Annotated in this window: 19 protein-coding genes, 3 pseudogenes and 1 riboswitch; of the genes and pseudogenes, 15 read left to right on the plus strand and 7 right to left on the minus strand. The window is 53.7% G+C overall.

The window, feature by feature from the left end:
* Nucleotides 1-12 precede the first annotated feature (12 nt).
* Together ACR1UW_RS03800 and ACR1UW_RS03805 are read left to right on the plus strand one after the other, a co-directional pair.
* Nucleotides 13-546: a DUF8052 family protein gene (locus ACR1UW_RS03800; protein ID WP_063166828.1), complete on the plus strand. Its 534-nt coding sequence runs from the start codon at nt 13-15 to the stop codon at nt 544-546.
* Nucleotides 543-2,159, plus strand: a complete 1,617-nt coding sequence (locus ACR1UW_RS03805) for a carbon starvation CstA family protein (protein ID WP_498934604.1) — start codon at nt 543-545, stop codon at nt 2,157-2,159. Before ACR1UW_RS03800 ends, ACR1UW_RS03805 begins: the two co-directional genes overlap by 4 nt.
* 324 nt (nt 2,160-2,483) lie before the next feature.
* On the opposite strand, the gene sstT is transcribed toward ACR1UW_RS03805, so the two are convergent.
* Nucleotides 2,484-3,746, minus strand: coding sequence for a serine/threonine transporter SstT (gene sstT / locus ACR1UW_RS03810; protein ID WP_498934606.1), 1,263 nt, complete (start codon nt 3,744-3,746; stop codon nt 2,484-2,486).
* A 423-nt stretch (nt 3,747-4,169) separates the two neighbouring features.
* The gene (locus ACR1UW_RS03815; RefSeq protein WP_020754998.1) at nt 4,170-4,934 is read right to left on the minus strand and encodes a sporulation protein; all 765 of its coding nucleotides are present in this window, start codon (nt 4,932-4,934) and stop codon (nt 4,170-4,172) included.
* 163 nt (nt 4,935-5,097) lie between these two features.
* Between ACR1UW_RS03815 and ACR1UW_RS03820 the strand changes: the two genes are divergently transcribed.
* Nucleotides 5,098-5,547: a (deoxy)nucleoside triphosphate pyrophosphohydrolase gene (locus tag ACR1UW_RS03820; protein WP_498934609.1), complete on the plus strand. Its 450-nt coding sequence runs from the start codon at nt 5,098-5,100 to the stop codon at nt 5,545-5,547.
* A 65-nt stretch (nt 5,548-5,612) separates the two neighbouring features.
* Here the strand turns inward: ACR1UW_RS03820 and ACR1UW_RS03825 are convergent, their stop codons facing one another.
* A complete protein-coding gene (locus ACR1UW_RS03825) occupies nt 5,613-6,791 on the minus strand; it encodes a Gfo/Idh/MocA family protein (protein WP_498934610.1) in 1,179 nt (392 codons plus the stop codon).
* A 292-nt stretch (nt 6,792-7,083) separates the two neighbouring features.
* Here ACR1UW_RS03825 and ACR1UW_RS03830 point away from each other — a divergent pair, with 292 nt between their 5' ends.
* The 12 genes and pseudogenes from ACR1UW_RS03830 to ACR1UW_RS03885 all read left to right on the plus strand — a co-directional run bounded on the left by ACR1UW_RS03830 (nt 7,084) and on the right by ACR1UW_RS03885 (nt 23,207).
* Nucleotides 7,084-8,127 (plus strand): nucleotidyltransferase family protein, encoded by a 1,044-nt coding sequence (locus ACR1UW_RS03830; RefSeq protein ID WP_498934612.1) that lies wholly within the window; start codon nt 7,084-7,086, stop codon nt 8,125-8,127.
* Nucleotides 8,124-9,311: a glycosyltransferase family 4 protein gene (locus tag ACR1UW_RS03835; protein ID WP_498934614.1), complete on the plus strand. Its 1,188-nt coding sequence runs from the start codon at nt 8,124-8,126 to the stop codon at nt 9,309-9,311. The genes ACR1UW_RS03830 and ACR1UW_RS03835 overlap by 4 nt, the downstream gene beginning before the upstream one ends.
* Nucleotides 9,292-10,407: a glycosyl transferase gene (locus ACR1UW_RS03840; protein WP_498934616.1), complete on the plus strand. Its 1,116-nt coding sequence runs from the start codon at nt 9,292-9,294 to the stop codon at nt 10,405-10,407. Before ACR1UW_RS03835 ends, ACR1UW_RS03840 begins: the two co-directional genes overlap by 20 nt.
* On the plus strand, nt 10,358-11,767 hold the full coding sequence (locus ACR1UW_RS03845; RefSeq protein WP_498934618.1) for a phosphomannomutase/phosphoglucomutase: 1,410 nt from the start codon (nt 10,358-10,360) through the stop codon (nt 11,765-11,767). The genes ACR1UW_RS03840 and ACR1UW_RS03845 overlap by 50 nt, the downstream gene beginning before the upstream one ends.
* 319 nt (nt 11,768-12,086) lie before the next feature.
* Nucleotides 12,087-12,395: pseudogene (locus ACR1UW_RS03850) on the plus strand (PocR ligand-binding domain-containing protein); the annotation flags it as partial.
* A 382-nt stretch (nt 12,396-12,777) separates the two neighbouring features.
* Complete coding sequence (locus tag ACR1UW_RS03855; RefSeq protein WP_498934620.1) at nt 12,778-13,191, plus strand: RDD family protein; 414 nt, start codon at nt 12,778-12,780, stop codon at nt 13,189-13,191.
* Between the two features lie 240 nt (nt 13,192-13,431).
* Nucleotides 13,432-14,685 carry a methyl-accepting chemotaxis protein gene (locus tag ACR1UW_RS03860; RefSeq protein WP_498934621.1) on the plus strand — a complete coding sequence of 418 codons (1,254 nt, stop codon included), beginning with the start codon at nt 13,432-13,434 and terminating at the stop codon, nt 14,683-14,685.
* Nucleotides 14,686-14,820: 135 nt separating this feature from the next.
* A riboswitch (TPP riboswitch) is annotated at nt 14,821-14,934 on the plus strand.
* 171 nt (nt 14,935-15,105) lie between these two features.
* On the plus strand, nt 15,106-16,794 hold the full coding sequence (thiC, locus tag ACR1UW_RS03865; RefSeq protein WP_160268667.1) for a phosphomethylpyrimidine synthase ThiC: 1,689 nt from the start codon (nt 15,106-15,108) through the stop codon (nt 16,792-16,794).
* Between the two features lie 712 nt (nt 16,795-17,506).
* On the plus strand, nt 17,507-18,685 hold the full coding sequence (locus ACR1UW_RS03870; protein ID WP_498934622.1) for an aminotransferase class I/II-fold pyridoxal phosphate-dependent enzyme: 1,179 nt from the start codon (nt 17,507-17,509) through the stop codon (nt 18,683-18,685).
* Nucleotides 18,682-20,337, plus strand: coding sequence for a thiamine pyrophosphate-binding protein (locus tag ACR1UW_RS03875; protein ID WP_498934623.1), 1,656 nt, complete (start codon nt 18,682-18,684; stop codon nt 20,335-20,337). Before ACR1UW_RS03870 ends, ACR1UW_RS03875 begins: the two co-directional genes overlap by 4 nt.
* A gap of 70 nt (nt 20,338-20,407) precedes the next feature.
* The gene (locus tag ACR1UW_RS03880) at nt 20,408-21,889 is read left to right on the plus strand and encodes an aldehyde dehydrogenase family protein (protein ID WP_498934625.1); all 1,482 of its coding nucleotides are present in this window, start codon (nt 20,408-20,410) and stop codon (nt 21,887-21,889) included.
* Between the two features lie 157 nt (nt 21,890-22,046).
* The gene (locus tag ACR1UW_RS03885) at nt 22,047-23,207 is read left to right on the plus strand and encodes a saccharopine dehydrogenase family protein (RefSeq protein WP_498934627.1); all 1,161 of its coding nucleotides are present in this window, start codon (nt 22,047-22,049) and stop codon (nt 23,205-23,207) included.
* Nucleotides 23,208-23,373: 166 nt separating this feature from the next.
* Here the strand turns inward: ACR1UW_RS03885 and ACR1UW_RS03890 are convergent.
* The 4 genes and pseudogenes from ACR1UW_RS03890 to ACR1UW_RS03905 all read right to left on the minus strand — a co-directional run.
* Nucleotides 23,374-23,625 (minus strand): annotated as a pseudogene (locus ACR1UW_RS03890) (MFS transporter); the annotation flags it as partial.
* A gap of 45 nt (nt 23,626-23,670) precedes the next feature.
* Nucleotides 23,671-23,763: pseudogene (locus ACR1UW_RS03895) on the minus strand (MerR family transcriptional regulator); the annotation flags it as partial.
* A gap of 391 nt (nt 23,764-24,154) precedes the next feature.
* On the minus strand, nt 24,155-24,334 hold the full coding sequence (locus tag ACR1UW_RS03900) for a type II toxin-antitoxin system antitoxin (RefSeq protein ID WP_063193705.1): 180 nt from the start codon (nt 24,332-24,334) through the stop codon (nt 24,155-24,157).
* A 15-nt stretch (nt 24,335-24,349) separates the two neighbouring features.
* On the minus strand, nt 24,350-25,195 hold the full coding sequence (locus ACR1UW_RS03905) for an SPFH domain-containing protein (RefSeq protein ID WP_498934629.1): 846 nt from the start codon (nt 25,193-25,195) through the stop codon (nt 24,350-24,352).
* Nucleotides 25,196-25,439 lie beyond the last annotated feature (244 nt).

The raw sequence follows: 25,439 nt of genomic DNA on the forward strand, positions 1-25,439 counted from the left end.
AGGGAAAGATGGATGGTGGGAGATCGGTTGACTCGTTTTGCCCGTGAGTTGGCTAACAAATTCACCTTATATTTTGATGTATACCGCGACGAACAACCAAGCGATTTCCCCCTTTCGTTTATTGCCCATTACAAACGGAGAGACGAACGGTATATGGTGATGAAAAAGATTAAAGTGTACGGCGTAGAAAACCAACAGCTTGTGTTTGCCGCTGTCGCAAATGAGCCCGTCTCGCTGGAGTTTGTCAGACGATTTCAAGATGTCATCGATCAACATAAACATCGGTTTATTCAAGAAGATGCGGAACATATGTCTACGATTGTGCTCGGTCTTATTGTTGCGGAGGGCGCGCTCGATAAAGCGGTTTTGAAGGAGGTGAGGAAGTTTCGAAAAGTAAAATTTTTAAAATTCGGCTGGCATGGGTGGGTTGAAACATATGTAGCCATCCTCCATCCCGATCAAAAAACCGTGCATATCCACCCGAAAGGAAGGTCGTTCGTTAAGTCGATCGAAACTTTAATGAGGGAGGATAAAATCAGCCTATGAGCGCGGTGACGTTATTGCTGATTTCGGCCATTGCCTTTATCGTTGCTTATTTTACGTATGGCAAGTATCTGGACCGGAAGCTCGGGGTCGATCCAAACCGGCCGACGCCGGCGGTGGAGATGGCGGATGGAAAGGACTATGTTTCCACCAACCGGCCGGTTTTGCTTGGTCATCATTTCTCCACGATTGCAGGCGGCGGCCCGATTGTCGGTCCGATTTCTGCAGCGGTATTCGGTTGGATTCCGGCGGTGCTATGGATTGTGCTGGGAAGTATTTTCTTTGGCGGGGTGCACGACTACGCCTCATTGCAAGCATCGATCCGCCATAAAGCGCAGTCGATCGGGGCAGTAATTAAAGGGTATATCGGCAAGCGCGGCCAAACATTGTTTTTATCATTCTCCACGGCGACCATTATTTTGATTGTCGGTGTGTTTATCGTGCTGGTTGCCGATACGTTTGCGAACGTCCTAGAGGCGGCGACTGCTTCTGTCCTTTTTATTTTCGTTGCGATGTTGTTCGGCTTTTTCGTTAACCAAATGCGCGTTAATTTCGTGTTGGCGAGCGTCATTGGCGTCATTGTCATGTTTGTCTGCGTGTGGGCCGGCATGATTTTCCCTATTAAAATGAGCGCTACGTTTTGGGTGTTTTTCTTGATCGCTTATTCTTATATAGCATCCGTGTTGCCGGTTTGGCTGTTGTTGCAGCCGCGGGATTATTTAAATTCGTATTTGTTGTACGGCATGATGCTCGGCGGGTTTATCGGTGTTCTTTTCGCGAATCCGACACTTCAGCTTGCCGGGTTTACCGGTTTTTACAATGAGAAGTTGGGTCCATTGTTCCCGATTCTCTTTATTACGATCGCTTGCGGTGCGATTTCCGGCTTCCACTCCCTTGTAGCGAGTGGCACAACAGCCAAACAGTTGGACAACGAACGAAGCGGCCGCTTCATTGCTTATGGGGGAATGTTGATTGAAGGGTTTTTGGCGGTGATTGTAGTCTGCTCTGTGGCATATTTGACGACGGAGCAGTTCACGCAGCGGCTCACTGAGTTGGGTGGCCCGATTCCGGCATTCTCTGCAGGTCTTGGTTATTTTATGAGTCATTTTGGCATCCCGGAAACAGTGGGCACGACGTTTGTCGCATTGGCTGCCTCCGCATTTCTCATGACGACACTCGATTCGGCGACCCGGCTTGGCAGATACGGTGTTCAGGAGCTTGCGGAAGGAAGATCGAAAGCTTTTGCCAACCCGCATGTCGCAACAGGGGTGGTCGTTGTCGGTGCAGCGGCGTTGGCGCTTTCCGGAACGTGGAGTGATTTATGGCCGCTGTTCGGTTCCGCCAATCAAATGCTTGGTGCGTTAGCGTTGCTTGCCGTCAGCGTATGGCTTGTGAAAAGAGGGACGAAGTCGTGGTTTACGATTATCCCAATGGTATTTATGTTTATTGTGACGCTTTCCGCTTTGTTGGTTTTCATGAGAACGAATTTCCTGGGCGGCAACATTTTCCTTGCAGTCTGCGGATTTATCTTGTTTGTCCTATGCATCTTCCTTGTCATTGAGGCATACCGTTCATTTACCAAACCGAAAGATACAGATACGACGGTGAAGGTGTAAAAGGCGGAAGGTCATAACAAGATTGGTGAAACATCCCCTTTCGGCAGATTTTTGTTTAGTGAAAGGGGATGTTGTTGCGTGATGCGGTGGTTGTTAGGGAGCGCATTGGACTTTTTTCATGCAATCCCCTAATATCCCGTTCACCAAGAGCATAATATTCCCTTCTTCTGTCATGCGTTTTGGCTGACACCAACCGAAATTCATCTCCCACCTACTCACTCGGTTACACCCTTCACGTTTCTTGAGGTGGGAGACTTTTTTTGGAAATCCGCTAAAAATAACAAAGCTTCTCACATGTCTTCATCAAGTAAAACAAGAAAGGTTTCAGTTGCCACCCGCTCGTTTTGCATGAAATTCAGCTTCGATGATGACGGCGTTTTTTTCTTTGCGTCTCTTCGCATATTCCGCTGTTGCGGTGAAAAGAACATCGGAAGAGGAGTTCAGGGCCGTTTCACATGAATCTTGCAACACGCCAATGATAAAACCAACCCCTACTACTTGCATGGCAATATCATTTGGGATGCCAAACAAACTGCATGCCAACGGGATAAGGAGAAGCGAGCCGCCCGCGACGCCGGATGCCCCTGCAGCGGCGATGGTGGAAAGAATGCTAAGAATCAGCGCTGTACCTAGATCGACTTCAATCCCCAATGTGTGAACCGCAGCAAGCGTCAACACGGAAATCGTAACGGCGGCGCCAGCCATATTAATCGTTGCACCGAGAGGGATCGAGACCGAATACGTATCTTTGTTTAATCCGAGTTTTTCAGCCAAATTCATATTCACCGGAATGTTTGCGGCCGAGCTGCGCGTAAAGAAGGCGGTCATTCCGCTTTCCCGAATGCATCTCCAAACGAGCGGGTACGGATTTTGGCGAATGTTCACAAAGACAATCAGCGGATTCATGACGAATGCCACGAAAAACATCGTCCCAAGAAGAACGGCCAATAACTTTCCGTACTCGATGAAAGCGGAAAGCCCGTTGGTGACTATCGCGTCAAAAACAAGCCCCATGATTCCGATGGGTGCCAAATTGATGACCCATGTGACAATGTTTGAAATGGCGTCAGAAAAACTGGTGATGACGTTTTTGACCGTCTCCGGTGCAGGTCTTAATGCGATGCCAAGCAGCACCGCCCAAGTCAGGATACCGATATAATTCGCATTGATCAGTGCATGAATAGGGTTATCAACAATATTAAGCAACAAGGACTGAAGTACCTCTGTTATGCCGCTAGGGGGAGAGATATCTTTCGCCCCTTCAGCTAAAGATAAATGAACCGGAAAGATGAAGCTGGCCACGACGGCGGTAAGACCGGCTAAGAACGTGCTGGCCCCGTATAGGACAAGAATGTGTTGGATATTTGTTTTTTGGCCGCTTTGATGGCGGGAAATGGCGGAGACCACGAGAAAGAACACCAATACGGGTGCGACGGCCTTTAGAGCGCTGACAAACAAGGAACCAAAAATGGACACCCATTTTGTTGATTCCGGGACGGCCATGGCGAGGACAATCCCGATGATGATACCGACAAGGATACGTCTGACAAGGCTAAGCTGATTCCACCTTACAATGAGTTGCTTCATAACGTTCCTCCTGACACTCATGGATGATCAAGAATGAAATTCACCGTACATGCACAAGTGTTTTCTAGTGGTGAACAAACACTATTTTAGCATGAATATTATTGATTAACGAATAGATTGTTATATTCGAATAGTTTGAATTATCCAAACGTTGCATTGCCTTTTGCGCTTATGGCAAGGTCGAAAAAGAAGCCAGCCGCGATGGGGCTGACACCGGTTGCAAAGCAAAAAGCTCACTGAATCCTAGCCGTATGAATCAAAATAAACAAAAGGAGTGTGTGGTGCAATTTGAAATTGTAGTAATGTGGTTTTTGCAGAACAGTTGGGTCGACTGCAGGGAAGATAGACAAGCTTTTCACTGCATCCGTATAGCACATAGTACAAAAGGGCCGAGTGGCCCCTTCGTTTTTTGCCCCTTTTAGCTCAGCTATACCGGCTAATTGCATTCGCCAACCGTTGCGCCAATGAAGCGACATCGCTCGGCCCATAGGTGAACCGGACAAGCGTTTCGTCCATATCAAGCGCCTCGGAAAGCAATCCAGCAAACCCGCGCGCTTTGCGGTCAATCTCTAAAATGGCTTCAACCCCATGCTCGGAGACAAAGAAAATGGCCTCCAGTTCGTCAAGTCGGCCTTTAAACGGTCCGCTTGCCGGCTTGAATTCAAACTCTTGGACAAACGGCAGCCGCCGTTGCCAATAGCGCGGCGCTTGTTCGCATTGCACATGGCGAAGGCGGAAACCTAATTGGCGGGCCGCCTCGAGAAACGCGGCGACAAGCGGGTGCGGCTCGATGGTGAGATAGTCGCGGTCTTGCGGGTCGAGCGCCATTTTAATGTCAAGGCCAGTTTGCAGCCATACCCGCGAAGAACCGAGCGTGACCGGTACGTCGTACGGCAAGGCGAATTGAAACGGGATCGTTTTCGTTTCGTTCGGCGCGATCGTCAGCGGGCCGCTCACTTTGTAGCGCGCCAGCACGGCTTTTTCTTCAAATTTCTTATCATCGATTTCGCGGATGTACGTTGTGACTAATGCCAAATAAATTTCATCAATGTGCTGTTCGACGCTGCCGCCGCGAATGTCGACAACCCCTTCGACGGTTTCGCCTTGGACATATTGCGCTTTGGCGAGCTTCGTATCAACAGTGGCGGCACCGATGCCGATCGAACTTAACAGTTTTTTGAACAACACGTTCTCCCCCTTGTCAGCGATTTCAGTTGAGAATACGGAGCACCTGGTGAAAAGGTTCTGCTCTTCTTTAAAGTAACATAACGCCTAAAGGGGTTCCACTGTTTTGGAAAGCGAGACGGTTTTTGCTAAAATGGCGTATATGGATGAGAAGGGCGGGTTATGAATGAAACGGGTCATTCATGTTGTCGGGGCAGCCATCTTCAATGAACAGAGGGATGTGTTATGTGCGTTGCGCGCGCCGAACATGTCGCTTCCCAACGTGTGGGAGTTTCCGGGCGGCAAAGTGGAAGAGGGGGAGCGGCCCGAAGACGCTTTAGTTCGGGAAATTCGCGAGGAGCTTGGCTGCACCATTTCGGTCGGTGAGTTGTTGGCTGATGTGTTCCATGAGTATGAACACGCCATCGTGCATTTGCGGACGTATGAAGCCCGCTTAGTCGATGGGGAGCCGCGGGCGCGGGAGCATGCGGAGCTTCGGTGGGTACCGCTTCAAGCATTGCGCTCGCTTGAGTGGGCGCCGGCGGACATTCCGACTGTTGAGGCGTTGTTGGTTGAGGAGGAAGCGCAGAAGAGCGTTTTGGACGTTCTGATGAGACCGAGATCTATCGCTGATTGAGGTGAAGAAAGCCTGGTTGCGGCCGTTTGCCATGTGGCCGCACCAGGCTCTTTTGGTGTCAGCAGTTAGCGGATGTCAAGTGGGTCGATTGCTTTATCCGTCACGGTGCACGTTTCGGCCAAGGAGAGGTCGGCGGCGGCGTCTTCGGCGGTGACGAGGACGCGCCAGTTTGGATTTTCAATCAAACGACAAAAATCAAGAAAGCGCGTTTGAGCGATCGCTTCGTACCACCCGTGGCGGTCCGAGAGCACCACAGTGCGCTCGTATGGGCGGCGCGGAGCGGCTGAAGGTTCCGTGGGCGGCAACAGCCGGTCGGCCGCTTGCTGCAGTTGTTCGATAGCGTCAGCCGACGGCTTTGTCGGGATGGCGTCAAGCCAGGCGTCAATGCAGGCTGCCTCCTCGTCAGTAACGAGGCCGGAGACGGACAGCTGCGTCGGAATCCAGCCGTCAAGCACGATGCGCCCGCGTTTCGTATGAATGTCCCAGTGCGTCGATTCTGAAGCGGCAGGGTCCATCGTAAAGCCGTGGTAATAATGAACGGGGATGCGCCGGCCGTTGTTTTCATGAATCACCGTGGCGCCGACGCGCGGCCGTGTGCCGTCTGTTTCCTGAAGCGCGAATCCGTGGGCGGAAACCGCTTCGCCAAACCAATCGCGGCCGACTTCAAAAAAGTGGACGCCGTGTTCAATGAGAATGCCTCCGCTTCGCCGCTCGTCCCAAAACCAATGGCCTTTGGCGACGCGGTGAGCCGCGTTGTGAAGGCTTGCGTAGTCCACTGGGCCAAGAAGCGCGCGGTGGATGAGTTGCTTGACGGCTTCTGTGAGCGGGTGGTAGCGAAGGACGAGATTGACCGCCAACGCCCGGTTTTGGCGGGCGGCAAGCCGGATGTTCGCCCGCAGCGCCTCGGCGGTGAGGCCGCCTGGTTTTTCAAGGAGCACATGTTTTCCTTCCTCAAGCGCCCGCTCGGCAAGCGGGGCGTGCAAATGCGGCGGGGTGGTGAGAATGACGATGTCAACGTGCGGGTCAACGATCAATTGTTCAGCTTCGCGGTATTCGCGCACGTCGCCCGCTTGCGGCTGACGGCGGCGATAGGCGTCGATGACGCGCTGGCGCTTTGCGTCCGTTCGGCCGGCGACGGCAGCAAGCTGAAAGGAAGGAAGCGGGGCGAGCGCGCCGGCTAAAAATTCAGCGAACGCACCGGCGCCGGCGATGCCGACACGGTAACGGAAAAATGAAGAAATCATGGCGTATTCTCCTCCTCCCTCACATATATATAGCATTAACGATGTTCATTATACCGCAAAGAAAAAGAAGAACGAGAAAATGAAAGTTTTGAAATTTGCAAGCATCAATCATTCCTCATCGACACTATCCGACAATCATTTCGCTTGCGCAACAGAAGGAATATTATGTATATTATTATTAGCAACCATCACAGCCGAGTGCTAGCAATCTATGAATCACTTTCATTTTCTCGTTCATCCATCAAGAATCGTGTCTAGTTTTGTGAAAAAAATCGTATGGAGGGATGACGAAATGAAAGCATTGTTGCTGGCAGGAGGATTAGGCACACGTCTTCGTCCATTGACCGAAAACATCCCCAAACCGATGGCCCCGATTGCGAATCGGCCATGGCTTGAGCACCTCATCATTCATCTTCGCGACCAAGGAGTCAACGAATTTGTCATCGCTGCCCATCACTGCTCTCACGTGATCCGCCGTTATTTCGGCGACGGAAAACGTTTCAATGTGAACATTACATACGCGCTTGAGCCGTCTCCGCTCGGAACGGCCGGGGCGATTAAAAATGCCGAACGTTTTCTGAATGAACGTTTTCTTGTGTTTAACGCCGACATCGTGCACTTGCCGCAATTGATTCCCCTGCTTGATTTCCACCGTCAACACGGCGGGCTTGCGACCATTGTCTTAACGGAGGTTGACGATCCTTCTTCCTATGGAGTCGTAGAACAAGACGACAGCGGGCGAATTTTGCGCTTTATCGAAAAGCCGCGCCGCGAAGAAGCGCCATCGAACCGGATCAACGCCGGCATGTATATTTTGGAGCCAGAGGTGATGCGCTATATCCCGGCGGAGCGGGAAGTGTCGATTGAACGCGAAACATTCCCGCTGTTGATCGAAAGGAATGTCGGTGTCTATGGCATCGTCAGTGACGGATACTGGCGCGATATGGGAACGCCGGCCCGCTATCGCCAAGTGCATTGGGATGCGTTGCGTCGGGAGTTTCCGGTTCCGCTGAAAGGCCGTGAAATCCAGCCAGGGGTATTTGTCGGCGAACATGTCGAGATTGGGTCGGGTGTCTTGTTTGTACCGCCTGTGCTCATCGGCGACCATGTGAAAATCGGACCGCAGGCTGTGATCGGCCCGAATGCGGTCATCGGTGACCACTGCCAAATCGGCGCCCGCGTTCATTGCTCGCAAACCATCGTTTGGGACCGTTCTGTCATCCGCGACCGCAGCCGGTTGCAAAACAGCATTTTCGGCTACCGGACGGTGACGACGGCGGGAGAAGTGTTCGAAGATTCAATCATCAACCAGTTTAAGGAGGCGGTGCAAGCATGATTCGAATCGCGTACGTCAGCACGTATCCGCCGCGGCGGTGCGGGCTGGCGACATTTACGGAACATTTGCGGCAAAGTATTGACGGCGTCCGCGAACCGTCCGATGGCGACCGCGTCATCGTGTTGTACAACGAAAGCGACGGCGATGACGCCTATCGCCACAACCCGGCGTATTGGCCGCTCCCGGCGCAAAACCGCGCGGCGTATGCCGAGATGGCCAAACGGGTGAATGAGAGCGACATCGATATTGTTTTATTGCAGCATGAGTTCGGCATTTTCGGCGGCGAGGCGGGCGAATACATTCTCGATTTCATCGCGGCGCTCGAAAAGCCGCTCGTGACGACGTTCCATACGGTGTTTGCCGAACCGCCGCTGCCGTACCGCCCGATTCAAGAAAAAATCGCTGCGGCAAGCGACGCCATCATCGTCATGAACCGGCAGGCGATCCCGTATTTGGTCAAAGCGTTTGGCTTGCCGGAAGGAAAAATCGTCTACATTCCGCACGGCGCCCCGGGGCCGAGCTGCGAGAGCCGCGAATCGCTGCGCCGGCGCCTCGGGTTTAGCGGGCGCAAGGTGATGTTTACGTTTGGACTGTTAAGCCGCGGCAAAGGAATCGAGTCGGTGCTCGCCGCGCTGCCGGGCGTCATCCGCCGCGTACCGGACACGTTGTATGTCATCGCCGGCCAAACACATCCGGAAGTGAAAAAACGGGAGGGCGAGGCGTACCGCGATGAGCTGAAAGCGTTGATTCATCGGCTTGGACTCGACGGCCATGTCCGCATGGAGGACCGGTATTTCAGCGAAGAAGAGCTGATTGATTATTTGACGGCGTGCGATTTGTATGTCACCCCGTACCCGGGCATGCAGCAAATCACAAGCGGCACGCTCGCCTATGCGGTCGGCGTCGGCCGTCCGGTCGTTTCGACGCCGTATGAGCATGCGCGCGATTTGTTGCGGGGCTGCGAGGAGCTACTGTTGCCGTATGGCGATACCGCCCGATGGGAAGAGCGGCTTGGGCAGCTGTTGGCCGATGAGGCGGCGTTAAAACGCTGGGAAGAAACCGTGCGCCAAATTGGGGCGAACACGCATTGGCCGCGCGTCGGCGAACAGCATGTCGCCTTATTTGAGCGCGTGTGCGCCGCAAAACGCGGGGAGGTGAAGGCGGTTGGCTTCGTCGGTCATTAAGTTCGACCATCTCGAGCGCATGACTGACGACACCGGGTTGCTCGAGCATAGCCTCGGCCGCATTCCGCGGCGGCGCGAAGGGTATTCGACCGATGACAACGCCCGCGCCGTATGGGCGTGCCTCGAGTGGCTGGCGTTGCTCGACGATCAAGAAACAAAGGAGCGGCTGTATCGTCTGCTTGACCGATATTTGGCCTTTTTGCTTTGGGCGCAAAACGATGACGGGACGTTCCATAACAACTTTTTCTTCGATCGGACGAAAGAGGAAGAGACGCCCTCAGACGACTGCTTCGGGCGGTCGTTTTGGGCGGCGGCGATCGCGTATAGGCAATTGGATGACGCGGCGCGGCGCGAGGCGGCTGCGGACATGTTGAGGAGGGCGCTGCCGGCGGCATGGGAGCTTCGCTCGCTGCGCGGCGTCGCCTGGGGGCTGGCGGCGTGCAGCGGGTTGCTTAAAGAGGAGGGGGTGCCCGGCGTTGACAAGAAGGAGTTGGCCGCGTTGGCGGGGCGGTTTGAGCGTCAGCTGCTTGAGGCCTACGAAACGCACGCGGATGGCAGCTGGCGCTGGTACGAACCGGAGCTGACATACGCCAACGGGGTGTTGCCGTGGTCGCTTTGGACGGCGTACCGGCGCATGCCAAGACAAGAGGTCAGAAAGGCAGCGGAAGAAAGCCTCAACTTTTTGATCGAGAAGATGAGCGGACCGGCGGGCGTCATTCGCCCGATCGGCAACCGCGGCTGGTGCAGCCGCCGTTACCGCGCCGATTGGGATCAGCAGCCGCTCGATGTGATGAAGCTCGCCCTGGCGGCGCGCGAGGCGTATTGGGCGACGGAAGATAAGCGGTATCGCGACGTTGTTCGCCGCTGCCTGGCGTGGTTTTATGGAAGCAATGACGGCCGCGTTCCATTGGCTGACCGAAGCGATGGCAGCTGTTGTGATGGGCTTGGTCCAAACGGCCCGAACCCGAATCGGGGGGCAGAGTCGACGCTATCTTACTTATTAACGGCAGCAATCGCTCAGTCGATTTCGGTGGAGGTGGTTATGGATGAGCTTTTCAGCAACGAAACGATTCACATGGCCAGCACACGTGTTTAAAGAATACGATATTCGCGGGCGCGCCGGCGAGGAGCTTGACGAGCCGTTTGCGTATTGGCTCGGACGGGCCTTTGCCGACATGATGCAAAAGGAAGGAGAGAAGAGGGCGGTTGTCGGTCATGACAATCGTCTGTCATCGCCTGGCTTGCATCGGGCGCTCAAAGATGGGCTGCTCGATGGCGGCTGCGATGTCGTCGATATTGGGCTTTCGACGACGCCGATGTTTTACTACAGCTTATACTACACGAACATTCCATGCGGCATGATCATCACCGCCAGCCATAACCCAGGGGATGAGAACGGATTTAAGATCGCTATGGGGAAAACGACAATTTATGGCGAGCGCATCCAAGCGCTGCGGCGGGCGATGGAGCGGCTCAGCCAGGAACAGCCGCGTCCTGAAACAGCGCGCGGGCGCGAGGAAACGCTTGACCTTGCTCCGGCCTATATCAAGATGTTGAAGGAGAAAATTAAGCTCGGTCCGCGCAAGCTGAAGGTCGTCGTCGACTGCGGCAACGGCACCCCATCGATCATTGCGCCACAAGTGCTCAAAGAGTGGGGATGCGATGTCATCCCGCTTTACTGTGAATCCGATCCGACGTTTCCGAATCATCATCCGGACCCGGTCGTGCCGGAGAACTTAACGGACTTGATTGAGATGGTGCGCAAGGAGCAGGCGGATCTTGGCATCGCGTTTGACGGCGACGGCGACCGGATCGGAGTCGTGGATGAAACGGGTGCGATCCGTTGGGGCGACCAACTGATGGTGTTGTTCTGGCGCGAAATTTTGAAGCGCCATCCGGGAGCCGACGCGCCCGTCGAAGTGAAATGTTCGCAAGCGCTCGTTGAGGAAATTGAGCGACTTGGCGGGAAACCGTTCTTCCATCGCACCGGCCACTCGCACGTCAAAGCGACGTTGCGCCGTCGTCCGGAGATCCCGTTTGCCGGTGAAATGTCGGGTCATTTGTTCTTCAATGATGAATTTTACGGCTATGACGATGCGCTGTACGCCGCTGGGCGCTTGCTTCGATTACTGTCGCACGATGAGCGCCCGCTGTCGGCGTGGTTCGCCGACGTGCCGCAGTACGCCGCGACGCCGGAGACGCGAGTTGCTTGCCCGGAAGAGAAAAAAGCGGCTGCCATTGCCAGAGTAAAAGAGAAATTTGCCGGCCGTTTCCCTGTTGTCGATGTGGATGGCGCCCGCATCCAGTTCCCAGACGGCTGGGGGTTGGTGCGGCCGTCGAACACGCAGCCGATTCTTGTGTTGCGTGCAGAAGCCAAGACGGAGGCTGCATTGGCGGAGATTAAGCGGCAGCTGGCTGATTGTCTCCATGCTCTTGAATTGTGCATCGATTGGTGATGTTCATTTCCAAGCTGCCCGAAATGCTTGGGCCTGTTCTTGATGGTGCGCTCTGTTTGGCGCAAAAACTCTTTTCCGGCGCGGCGCCCGCTATCTCGTGCGGGCCGCCGGCGCCGGTTTGTTTTTGCTGTCGCAGGGGGTTAAAGCTTGATTTCTTGCCAGTTATTTGTCCATAATAGACTCCTATGACAAAAAGATTTCGTCACCATCGAAGGGATGAAAATGCCGCTATGTCGAACTCTGAAACCTTGCACATTTTGAAGTTCGGGTATTTTCAGGATAGATAGGGGTAAAAACGAGTTGTAGGAGAGTTGAAGGCGTGGTGATCCGTGAATCGTTGCAATATATTCAAGATGCATACGCGGCATTGACGGAGTTGAGCATGCTGATCGTCGATGATCACGGCGCTCCCGTGACGAAAGTATCGAATATGACCGAGCTGGCGGAGCTCGTTTTGTTTGCAGCTGAAAAGGAAGCGCCATCGTTTTTCTGCCCGCGAGAACTTGTTATTGACGGATGGCAGCGTCCATCGGTCGTACCGGTCGGGCGTTTTGGCATGAAAAGCATCGTCGCTCCCGTGTTTGTCGATGAGAAGGCGGAATATTGGATTTGGGCGGGCGTGTTTATTGGACGAGCAGGTGCTTTTGGACCATCTGCGCCGCCATTTTGCGCAAAAAGGGCCGCTTCTGGACGATTTTTCGGCGGTGGTGGCCAAGCTTGGCTAAACGAGGGGAAAAGCCGCCTATATCGGATGATCGATCCGCTTCACAAGCCGCTTTTTCTTTATGTATGAAACGGCACAGCAGCCAACTGTGTCTCGGTTGCAAAAATGGCCTTTTGGGCTATCTTTTTTACGGATCGTGAAAAGACGCATTCACTCCTGCCGCCCAATAATGGCGGCAAACACCAAACTATAGTATAGATTCCTTTCCACAATTCAGGTTAAAATAAAGACAATTACGCTGTTGATTGCGAATACAATATAGAAAAGGCAACAGGAGGGAAGACATATGGCGGTGACGAATCCGGCTGGATTTTGGAAGCGGCTGTTGGCTAACTTGTTGGATGCGATTGTCGTTGGCATTCCGATTTCGATCATCGGCTATTTCATCACTGGCAGTTGGGAAACGAACTGGTTTACGTCATTAGCGAACATCCTTTACGCGTTAATCGTTCCTGCTGTTTGGTACGGATATACGGTCGGCAAGCGGATGCTTGGCATCCGGATTGCGAAAGTCAACGGCGGAAAAGTTGGGGTCGGCACGATGTTTTTGCGCTCGTTCGTTGGCGGACTCGTATACTTTATCACGTTTGGCATTGGTCTCATTATTAGTGCGATTATGGTAGCTGCAAGAGAAGACAAACGGTCGATTCACGATTTTATTGCCGGGACGTATGTGACAACGGAAAAACCGGCGGTGTAAAGCGGAAAACAACAGGTGGTGCCCCAATCGAACGGGGCGCCTTTTCTTATTTTCGTCACCGATTATAGGCGATCAAAAGCATGATGTTTTTGAGCGGGTCCTTGTTAGATCAGAAAACTTTGCAACCACCCCTATTCATGATTAGGACTAGGAAGGAAAATGAACGTTCATTCACGAATCTATTTATGTGGTAAAGAAATAAGAAAGGTGTTTGCATCATGGCAAAAGGAGGAGAGCGTTTTGTCATTAGCAAGTTATATCATCCGCACCATGTTCATCGTCATCCCTGGCACAGCGGCGATCGGCATGGCCACATGCCTGGTCAACGGCATTCGCGGGGCGGCATTTTGGTGGACGCTTGTTGCTGTGGTGCTGTTTGGCGCGATGCTCGGCTTCGTTTCGGCAACGCTCAACTATCGACGGTTTGTTGCCCCGATTGCCGTTATTAACGAACATTTAGGCAAGATGACAGGCGGAGATTTGACGGTGCGCATACCGCTTGATCGCGTGCAGCAACTGCGGCCAATTGCGGCGTCGTTAAACGATATGGCAGACGCTTGGCAAAGTGTGATGGGGCAAATCCAACATCATGCCGAAGAAGTAGCGCAATATTCTCAGCAGCTTGCCGCTGTCGCCGAACAGACGACGAAAGCGACAGAGCAAATTGCGACAACGATGGAAACGCTTGCGGCAAGTGCGGAGGAGCAGGCTGATGCTGTCCGCACCACCGCCGCGTCCGTGCATGATATTTCCCAAACATTGAGCGACGTCGCTTGCCATACGAAAGATGTGGCGCACCGCGCCGAGAAAACGTCGGCGAAAGCAGAGGACGGCAAGCAGTCCATCGGACAAATGTCCGAGCAAATGCAGTTCATTTACGACCACGTTCAAGCGCTTGGCCAGGTCGTTCAAAGGCTCGGGGAGCGCTCGAATGAGATTGGACAAATTACGGAAGCGATCACCGGCATTGCGTCGCAGACGAATTTGTTGGCGCTCAATGCCGCGATCGAAGCGGCGCGCGCCGGCGAGCAAGGGAAAGGGTTTGCGGTTGTCGCGGATGAAGTGCGCAAGCTCGCAGAACAATCCGCGCGCTCCGCGCAACAAATTTCCGAGCTGATCGGCTACATTCAAGAAGAAACGAAGCGGGCGGTTTCGTCTGCCGAACAGGTGATCTCCGAAGTGGCGAAAGGATTGAACGTTGCGGCGGCATGCGGCCAATCATTTGCCCATATCCGCGAGGAGGTCGGCCAAGTGAGCAAACAAATTGGACAAGTATCGTCCGCCATCGAGCAAATGACGGAGCATGCTCGTCAAGTGAACGACGCACTCCAACAGATGACCAATATTGTCGAACAGTCAGCGTCCGGTGCGGCCAACGTATCGGCAGCGACGCAGGAACAAATGGCTTCCGTCGAGGAAATCGCCTCTTCGTCGACATCGCTCGGTCAGATGGCGGACGAGATGCGGGCAATGCTGAAGAAATTTTCTGTGTGAGTGAGGAAAAGGACGCTTTCTTCGAGAAAGAGGGGCTTTCAAACGACGTGTGGGAGTCAACGTTTGGAATAAAATGGTTTGCATCTTTGCCAATTGCCTGATAAAATAAAAAAAGTCAGTCATCATGGTTATACGCTCATCTGCTAGGGGAGTCCGGGAGCCGGGCTGAGAAAAGAACGCGATGAAGTTCTTTGACCCTTTGAACCTGATCTGGGTCATGCCAGCGTAGGGAAGCAGGCAGCGGGAACAGATGGACGTGTCTTGTTCATTTGGCCTTTTGCCTTCGATCAGGTTCCGGTGTCGGAACCTGTTTTTATTTTGAATCGGCCGCCATCGCCTATTCTCGTGTTTGCCCCGCTTCAGACGGTGTGGCTTCAGATCTGATTTTTCATCATTTTATGTTGAAAGGGGAAGCCACGCATGGAAAACATCCGCTCGTTCATGTCATTTCCAGCCAGCCGCAAGGTGTACATTGAAGGATCGCGCAAGGATGTGCGCGTGCCGATGAGAGAGATCGTGTTGTCGCCGACGAAAACGCCGCAAGGAACGGTGGAAAACGAGCCGGTGCGCGTCTATGACACAACCGGTCCATACACCGATCCTCATTTTGAGCCGGACGTCGAAAAAGGATTGCCGCCTCTTCGCCGCAACTGGATTGTTGAGCGCGGCGATGTCGAAGAAGTGAAGCCATCAGCGACCGCCGGCGTCCGCCCGCTGCCGTTCGTGCGCCGTCCATTGAGGGCAAAGCCCGGAAAAACCGTAACGCAAATGCATTATGCCAAACGGGGGATCATTACGCCAGAGATGGAGTTCGTCGCCATCCGTGAACGAATCGACCCCGAAATCGTTCGCCAGGAAGTAGCGGCCGGACGGGCGATCATTCCGGCGAACATTAATCACCCCGAGAGTGAGCCGATGATCATCGGCCGTCGTTTCCATGTGAAAATTAATGCCAATATCGGCAACTCGGCCGTTTCATCCTCGATTGAAGATGAAGTGGAAAAGCTGCTTTGGGCGGTGCGTTGGGGCGCCGATACGGTCATGGATTTGTCGACCGGCAAACACATTCATGAAACACGCGAGTACATCATCCGCAATTCGCCGGTCCCCGTGGGAACGGTGCCGATTTATCAGGCGCTCGAAAAGGTAGGAGGGGTGCCGGAGAAGCTGACATGGGACGTGTACCGCGAGACGCTCATCGAGCAGGCTGAACAAGGAGTCGACTACATGACGATCCACGCCGGTGTGCGGCTTCATTACATTCCGCTCACCGCCAACCGGACGACCGGAATTGTCTCGCGCGGCGGCTCGATCATCGCCCAATGGTGTTTGGCCCATCATGAAGAAAACTTTTTGTATACGCATTTTGAAGAAATCTGCGAGATTTTGAAACAATACGATGTCGCGATCTCCCTTGGCGACGGCTTGCGCCCCGGCTCCATCGCCGATGCGAACGATGAGGCGCAGTTTGCCGAACTGGAAACGCTTGGCGAGCTGACGAAAATCGCCTGGAAGCATGATGTGCAGGTGATGATCGAAGGGCCGGGCCACATTCCGATGCATAAAATTCGCGAAAATGTCGAGCGGGAACAGGACATTTGCCATGGAGCGCCGTTTTATACGTTAGGGCCGCTTGTCACCGACATCGCGCCGGGATACGATCACATCACGTCGGCGATTGGCGCCGCCATCATTGGCGCTTATGGAACGGCGATGCTTTGTTACGTAACGCCGAAAGAGCATTTAGGGCTGCCGAATAAAGAGGACGTACGCGCCGGGGTCGTGGCCTATAAAATCGCCGCCCATGCGGCTGATCTGGCGAAAGGGCATCCGGCCGCCCAGCAACGTGACGATGCGCTCTCGAAAGCGCGCTTTGAGTTTCGCTGGAACGACCAGTTCAACTTGTCGCTTGACCCGGAACGGGCTCGTGAGTACCATGATGAAACATTGCCGGCCGAGGCGGCGAAAACGGCCCATTTTTGCTCGATGTGCGGGCCGAAGTTTTGTTCGATGAACATTTCGCACGAGCTGCAGCGGCAAATCAAAGAGGAAGGGATGAAAGAAAAAGCGCAACAATTTATTCGGCAAGGCTCGTCGCTGTATCAATGACAAGAAACGGGCTGCGATGCTCGGCATGGTGGAGAGGATACGGAAGTTCGATCAACGGAAAAAGCATGAGCTGGAAAACGCTCGGTGCTGATCGAAGCAGCGGAGGGGGGCGAACGTTGATCGCCCCTCTTGTTTGTTGTGCAAATGGGTGTGGTTTTTTATTATTTTTAAAATATATAATTTTCAAAAAATATATTTAAAAATCGTTTCAGATGGATTATGATAATGGCATAAGGTGCAAATTTTGAATCATAGAATGATCATGAGGGGAAAACTGCGCAGTCTATCGCGGCGCCTTCGCCGGCGCTTCGCTTCCATAGACAGCGGCCAGTTGCGTCATCGAACCGTGGATGATGCCGGCCGCTTCTTTTTATGGCGAAAGGGTCGGGTTTCAGATGGTCGGATCGCGTTTTTCCAGAAGGCCGGTGAAAAAACGCTGTTTTCCTTGATCGATGGGTGAACGTGTGAAAATAGGGTCGATGCTACAAGCTTTTTCTACTTGAGAAGCGATTCCAGTAAGCTGTTATTCCAGTAAATCACCGGCCTTCTAGCAGCTTCGTGAAAAAGCCTGCTATTCGAGAAAAAAGATTTTGATGATGTCTTGATGTGCGCAAGCCATTAATATTATAGGCTGCTTCTGGAACGTGAGACGGGCATGAGGGGGATGGGCGTGCGCATAAACTGAAACGAAGGGCCATGAGGAGGGATGGGATTGAACACATTTTCCGATATTGTGCAGACGATGCCGCCATATTTGTTCTCCCGATTTCAAAAGAAAAAAGAAGAACTGCTAAAGCTCGGGGTCGATGTCATTGATTTAGGGATCGGCGCCCCCGATTTGCCGCCCCCTTCCTTTGTCATCGAAGCGTTGAAAGAAGCGCTCGATGCGCCAGAACACTATACGTATTCGCCGTATGGCGGCTGCAGGGAGTATCGGGAAGCGGTCGCGCGTTTTTATGAACGGGAATATGGCGTCAAGCTCGATCCGGAGACCGAGGTGTTGGCGTTAATCGGCTCGAAAGAAGGAATCGTCCATTTGCTGCAAGCCGTTCTCAATCCCGGCGAGCTCGCCTTAGTGCCTGATCCAGGCTATCCTGTCTACCGGACGGCCGTCCATTTTGCCCGCGGCCAGAGCCGATCGCTGCCGCTCGATGCGCAACATGGTTATATTCCTCGGTTTGATGCGCTTCCCTCGTCCGTTTATGACCAAGCGAAAATCATGTTTCTCAATTATCCGAGCAATCCGACGGCCGCCGCTGTCGATTTGGATGTATTGGCCGAAGCCGTTTCACTTGCCCGTCGGCACCGGATGTTCATTGCTCATGATGCGGCCTACTCGTTCGTGACGTTTGCCGGTTTTCAAGCGCCGAGCATTTTGCAGGTGGACGGGGCAAAGGAAGTGGCGGTGGAATTTGGATCGTTGTCCAAAAGCTATAACATGGCCGGCTGCCGCATCGGATACGTGGTCGGAAACCGGGACATGATTCGAGCGCTTTCGGTGATCAAGAGCAACACGGATACGTGCCAGTTTATTCCGATCCAGAAGGCGGCGGTGGCCGCTTTGATGAACGGACAGACGTTTATTCGAGAAAATAGCCGCATTTATGAACAACGCATGAATAGGATGGTCGAGAAACTCCGAGAACTGGGCATCGACGTGCAGCGGCCGAAAGCGACCTTTTTCTTGTGGATCCCGGTCTATGACGGATACTCATCCGAACGATTTGCCGCCAAACTGCTCGAAGAAGCGGGAGTCATCGTCACACCGGGAACAGCGTTTGGACCCGCAGGGGAAGGATATGTCCGCGTATCGCTGTCAGCGCCGATGGAGCGTCTAGAGCAAGCCGTTGAACGATGGAAGCAAGTGAATTGGGAGGAATCGGCGCCATGAAGCGAACGATGCGTCACATCACGGTGGCTCAAGCCATCGTCGAATGTTTCAAACAGGAACAAATCCGTTATGTGTTTGGTGTGCCGGGGGAAAGTTATTTGCCCCTCCTTGATGCCATCTATGATGAGCCATCCATTGAGTTCATCTCCGCCCGCCATGAAGGGGGTGCTTCCTTTATGGCGGAAGGGTATGCGAAAGCGTCGCAAAAGTGCGGCGTCGTGCTGGCTACAAGGGCGGTCGGCGGAGCGAATTTGGCGATTGGCGTCCATACCGCGAGGCAAGATTCCACTCCGATGGTCGTGTTTTTGGGGCAAGTGAACAGCCGCTTCCTAGGGCGTGAAGGATTTCAGGAAGTCGATATGGAAGCGTTTTTTCGTCCGATCGCCAAATGGGCGGTCGAAATTCGCGAAGCCGAGCGGGTGCCAGAGCTGGTGCAACGGGCGTTTCGCACCGCGAAAACAGGGCGGCCCGGCCCCGTCGTCGTTTCACTGCCAGAAGATGTCTTTTCCAAAACGATAGCGGAAGCAGTGATAGCCGAGACCGATGTGCCGAAGCCGGCACCAAGGCAAGAAGATATACAGCACATTGAAGAGATTCTGAAGCGCGCCAAACGGCCGCTCGTGATTGCTGGCGGCGGCGTCAAATGGTCGGGAGCGGAGCAGTTGCTGCGCTTATGGGCGGAAAAGTATGCACTTCCGGTCATGGCGGCGTTCCGGCGGCATGACGTGTTTCCCCACAACCATCCGTGCTATGTCGGACACCTAGGTCTAGGGTCGCCCAAAGCGGTCATCGAAACGGCCGAGCAGGCGGATGTGGTGATGGCATTGGGAACGCGGCTGTCGGAAGTGACGACGCAAGATTACCGTTTGCTATCTCCAACGCAGACGCTGATTCATATCGATATTGACAGCGATGGATTCGGAAAAGTGTATGCACCGGATCTCGCGGTTTGGGCTGACTGTCAGGAAGTGCTGTCCCGTTTGCTCGATCTCGCGGTGCGGCCGTCTTGGCAAGAATGGGCGGCTGAACGGAGGAAACGGTACGAACAAACAGCCAGGCTGCCGGTGGAACATCGCAATCTCTATGAAGCTGTGATGGCAAGTTTGGCGCGCCATTTGCCAAAAAATGCGGTCATTACGAACGATGCCGGGAATTTCGCCGGTTGGCTTCACGCCTTTTTCCCGTTTGGGGATGGGCACACGTACATCGGCCCGACGTCAGGAGCGATGGGATATGGCATGCCGGCCGCCATTGGCGCGAAACTGGCCTTTACCGACCGGACCGTCGTTTCTTTATCCGGGGATGGCGGCTTTATGATGACGGTGCAGGAGTTGGAAACGGCCGCTCGATACGATATTCCGATCATCAGCATTGTGTTTAACAATCATATGTACGGCACCATCCGCATGCATCAAGAATTGCAGTTTCCGGGGCGGGTCATCGGCACCGATTTAGGCCGCGTGTCGTTTGCCCGGTTGGCAGAATGCCTAAACGGCTGCGGATTCCAAGTACAGACGGAACAACAGTTCACGGAAGCGCTTCTGTTGGCGCTTGAAGCCAAGAAGCCGACGGTGATTGAAATATTGACCGATCCGAACCACATTTCGGTGGGGGCAACGATCCAAGACTTGCGGGCCAAGAGGAAGTCCTGACGATCATCGCTCGGCGTTCAATGTATAAATTATCTCAATAAATCATCTAGAAAAATGGGGGGAGTATACAGTGAAAATCCAAAACTATATCAATGGAGAATGGAAGGAGCCAAGCACCGGGCAATTTGCGCCGGTGATCAATCCGGCGACGGGGGAAACGATTGCCGAGGTGGCGATGTCCGGGCCAAACGATATCGATGAAGCGGTTCAGGCAGCCAAAGAAGCGCAAAAACAGTGGGCGCTCGTGCCGGCGCCGAAACGCGCGGAAGTTTTATATCGAGTCGGCATGCTGCTAAAGGAGCGGAAAGAACAATTGGCACGGCTGTTGACGATGGAAATGGGCAAGGTGATTGAGGAAGCGCGCGGCGAAGTGCAGGAAGGCATTGATATGGCGTTTTATATGGCGGGGGAAGGACGGCGGTTGTTCGGCGATACGACGCCGTCTGAGCTGAAAGACAAGTTTGCGATGAGCGTCCGCACGCCGGTGGGGGTTGTCGGCATCATCACTCCATGGAATTTTCCGATTGCCATCGCAACGTGGAAGTCGTTCCCCGCGATTGTGGCCGGCAATGCGGTCGTATGGAAGCCCGCGCCCGAGACACCGATCATGGCGCAGGAATTAGCTCGCATTTTTGAAGAAGCGGGCTTGCCGCCGGGAGTGTTTCATGTGGTCCACGGTGACGGGCCGACAGTCGGCAATGCGCTCGTCGAGCATCCTGATGTCAAGGTCATCTCATTTACCGGATCGAATGAAGTCGGGCGGATGATTGCGGAAAAATGCGGACGACTGTTGAAAAAGGTGTCGCTTGAAATGGGTGGGAAAAACGCGGTGATCGTCATGGATGATGCCGATTTGACATTGGCGGTTGACGGCATCATCTGGAGTGCGTTCGGCACATCAGGCCAGCGGTGCACGGCGTGCAGCCGGGTCATCGTCCATGAGCGGGTGAAACAGGAGTTTGAGCGGCGTCTGCTGGAAGCCGTGAAAACATTGAAAATCGGCAACGGGTTGGATGAAACGGTCAAAGTCGGACCCGTCATCCATGAAGAGGCGCTGCAAAAAATCGACCGCTACGTGCGCATTGGCGTAGAAGAAGGGGCGAAACTGCTTGTGGGTGGCTATATATTGCGCGAGGGCGACTATGCGCGCGGCTTTTACTACGCGCCGACGATTTTCACCGATGTCACGCCGAATATGCGCATCGCCCGCGAAGAAATTTTCGGCCCGGTTGTGTCGATCATGTCCGTCCGCAGTTTGGACGAAGCGATCGCCGTCAACAACAGTGTCGATTACGGGCTGTCAAGCGCCATTTTCACCCGCGATGTCAACCGCGTCTTCCGAGCAATGCGCGATTTGGACACCGGCATCGTGTATGTCAACGCCGGCACGACAGGGGCGGAAATTCATTTGCCGTTTGGTGGCACGAAAGGGACGGGCAACGGCCACCGCGACTCCGGCGTCGCGGCGCTTGACGTCTTCACCGAATGGCGGAGCATTTATGTCGATTTCAGCGGCAAGCTGCAACGGGCGCAAATCGATACCGATGATTGAACCGGGCTGTCGCTTGCAACATGGTCGGCAAAAGAGAAGCGAAGATCAACGTGGAACCTATATCGTGAATCGAAGCGGCGGCCGCGGCAACGATGTGAAAACAGCGGCTGTCATGTAAGCGTATGGCAAACAATCGGTGACAGAGGGGGAGAGAACGATGAAAGTGCTCGTGCTTGGAGCGGGGCTGATGGGAAAAGAAGCGGCGCGCGATTTAGTGCAAAGCCAAGATGTTGAGGCGGTGACGCTGGCGGATGTCGATTTGGCTAAAGTGGAGCAGACGGTGCGGCAGCTTCATTCCGAAAAGCTTGCCGCTGTGCGGGTGGATGCCGGCGATCCGCAACAACTGGCAGCGGCCATGCAAGGGCATGATGTCGTCGTCAATGCCTTGTTTTACCGCTTCAATGAAACGGTGGCGAAAACAGCTATTGCAGCTGGCGTCCATTCTGTCGATTTAGGCGGCCATATCGGCCATATCACCGACCGGGTGCTTGAGCTGCATGAACAAGCCCAAGCCGCTGGGGTGACCATCATCCCCGACCTTGGCGTCGCGCCGGGGATGATCAACATTTTATCCGGCTATGGGGCGAGTCAACTCGATGAGGTGGAATCCATCTTGCTGTATGTTGGCGGCATCCCCGTCCGCCCCGAACCGCCGCTGGAGTACAACCATGTGTTTTCGCTCGAGGGGCTGCTTGACCATTACACCGATCCGTCTCTCATTATCCGCGACGGCCAAAAGCAGGAAGTGCCGTCGCTTTCGGAAGTCGAGCCGATTTATTTCGACCGGTTTGGGCCGCTTGAAGCGTTTCATACCTCAGGAGGGACGTCGACGCTCTCGCGCTCGTTTCCGAACTTGAAGCGGCTCGAGTACAAAACGATCCGCTACCGCGGCCATGCAGAAAAATTTAAGCTGCTCGTCGATTTGAACTTGACGCGCAATGATGTGGAAGTGGAGGTCAATGGATGCAAAGTCAAACCGCGCGATGTGCTGCTTTCCGTCCTGAAGCCGCTGCTTGATTTGAAAGGGAAAGATGATGTGGTGTTGCTTCGGGTCATCGTCGGCGGCCGAAAAGGCGGGAAGGAAACGGTATTGGAATACGAGACCGTCACGTTTAATGACCGCGAAAACAAGGTAACGGCGATGGCGCGCACGACGGCCTACACCATTTCCGCTGTCGCCCAGCTCATCGGCCGCAGGGTGATCACAAAGCGCGGCGTCTATCCGCCGGAGCAAGCCGTGCCAGGAGAGGTGTATATTGAGGAAATGAAAAGGCGCGGGGTCGTGATTAGCGAGAAACAAACGATTCGCCCTTGCTAAAAGGAGAGGGAGCGAATGAACAGGCAGCCGATGGGAAGCCGCGCGAAACCCGAACAGGCTGCCGATAAAGAAGCGCCCGTTTTCAGGTGAAAACGGGCGCTGATCCATGCCAGCCAGCGGGTCTTCCAGCTTGCGTCAAGTTGTGCTGTTTTGGCCTTGTCGTTGGTCAGACTGTTTTCGTCGCCGACGGTTCGTGTTTGTGCCAGACGAGAAAGAGAAAAGCGACAAGCGCCAGCGCCATGGCGACCATAAACGGCGCCTTTGCCGAAACGGCGTGGCCGATGACGCCCGACAGTACGGGAGCGATGGCAGCGCCCATCCAGCGGACAAAATTGTACATGCCGGGGGTGACTCCGCGTTCGTACGGCGATGTTTCCATCACATAGCTTGTAAACAGCGTGTTGTTTAACTGTTCGATGTCGTCGGCTGTATATAGGCGTGTGCCGCCCTCGCTGCGCGCTGGCGGCTTGATCAGGCCGATCTCCTCGTAATAGCAGATCATCCGTTTGGTTAAGATGGTTGCTTTGGCGACGTCATCGATTTTGAATCGGTCCATTCGGGGCCCCTCGCTTTATCGTGATCACGATCATTTTTACAAACATAACATTAACGTGAACGTTATATTTTTATCAATAGGCATTTGAAACGGAATGGAAAAATGCATAAAAAAACGGATGCCCCGGCAAAGTGCGGGAGATCCGTCGGTGGTAAGAAGAAGTCAGGAATCGGTTTTCGCTTTTTTGGCGGCGAGCGCTTCTTTCGGCCAAGGCGGCTGAGCTGTTGAAAGCGCGGCGGGACGGACGATCCATAAGATTTCGTAATGGTTGTAAGCGGCGGCAGCGGGTGGGCCATCAGGTCGTCCCCCTTTCGAAAAAGAGCTCTGCTATCATTATATTTCGGCAACAAATGCCCATGACTGAAAAAGGAAAGAAGCCAGCCGTCATCGGCTAGCTTCCTTGTTTTGGATCGTTTTTTCCTTTTCCGAGCCGTCCAGCGCGCTTTGCCGCCTCCCGCAGCAAATACTCGATTTGGGCGTTGACGCTGCGAAACTCGTCCTGCGCCCATTGCTCTAGTATGGCGTACAGGTCATAATCAATGCGCAAAGGGAATGATTTTTTCTTTGCCATCGCACTCCACAACCATCAGTATAGACTGCCGGTATTGATCACCGGCTGGGCGGCGCGTTCGGAGACGATCGCCACCATCAAGTTGTTCACCATTGCGGCTTTTCGTTCATCATCTAACTCTAAAACGTTTTCTTTGTCAAGCTGTTCGATCGCCATTTGCGCCATCGAGACAGCGCCTTCGACGATTTTTTTCCGGGCGGCCAAAATGGCGGCTGCTTGTTGACGCTGCAACATGGCGCTCGCAATTTCCGGGGAGTACGCCAAGTGAGTGAGGCGCGCTTCCATCACCTCGACTCCGGCGACACGCAATCGCTCCTGCAGCTCAGCGGCGAGAACATCGGAAATAATATCGGCGTTGCCGCGCAACGTAATCTCGTTGTCGTCTTCAAACGTGTCGTACGGATATTTTGTCGCGACATGGCGAATGGCGGCTTCGCTTTGAATCTCGACGAATTGTTCGTAATCATCAACATCGAACACAGCCTTGGCTGAATCAATGACGCGGAAAACGACGACGGCGGCAATTTCAATCGGATTGCCTTGAACATCGTTCACTTTCAACTTGTTGCTCGTGAAGTTGCGCACGCGCAGCGATACTTTCTTTCGAACGGTGAGCGGCACGGTGAAAAACAGCCCGCTGTCGCGAATCGTGCCAAAGTAGCGGCCGAAAAAAATGATCACTTTTGCTTGATTCGGCTGAACGATCGTGATGCCAGTCGCCAAGAAGGCGGCAAGGGCGAAGCAGAAAACGGCCAATAAGAGCTGCGCTTGAATGAGGCTGACAAAACCAGCCAGAACGAAAAGGGCGACGCATCCGATGCCGATAAATCCATCTATGCGCCATGCTTCTTGTTCTCTCATCCCTATCCCCCTTATAATGTCGATTTGATATTTATATGATATCATATAATCAAAAAAATGTAAAGCTGAAGATGAGAAGGTGGAGTGGTTGATGGCTCGCCGCGAAGCACATGTTTCCCCTAATTTTTCATCCAGAGGCATCAACGGCGATCATTCATCCTGTTACTGTTTTAATGAACTAAAAAATGGAAATTTATCATTGACATCGCTTTCATTGTCATCATACAATAGAAAAAAAGACCAA

This window comes from Geobacillus lituanicus (assembly GCF_050994965.1).
Classification (GTDB): domain Bacteria; phylum Bacillota; class Bacilli; order Bacillales; family Anoxybacillaceae; genus Geobacillus; species Geobacillus stearothermophilus.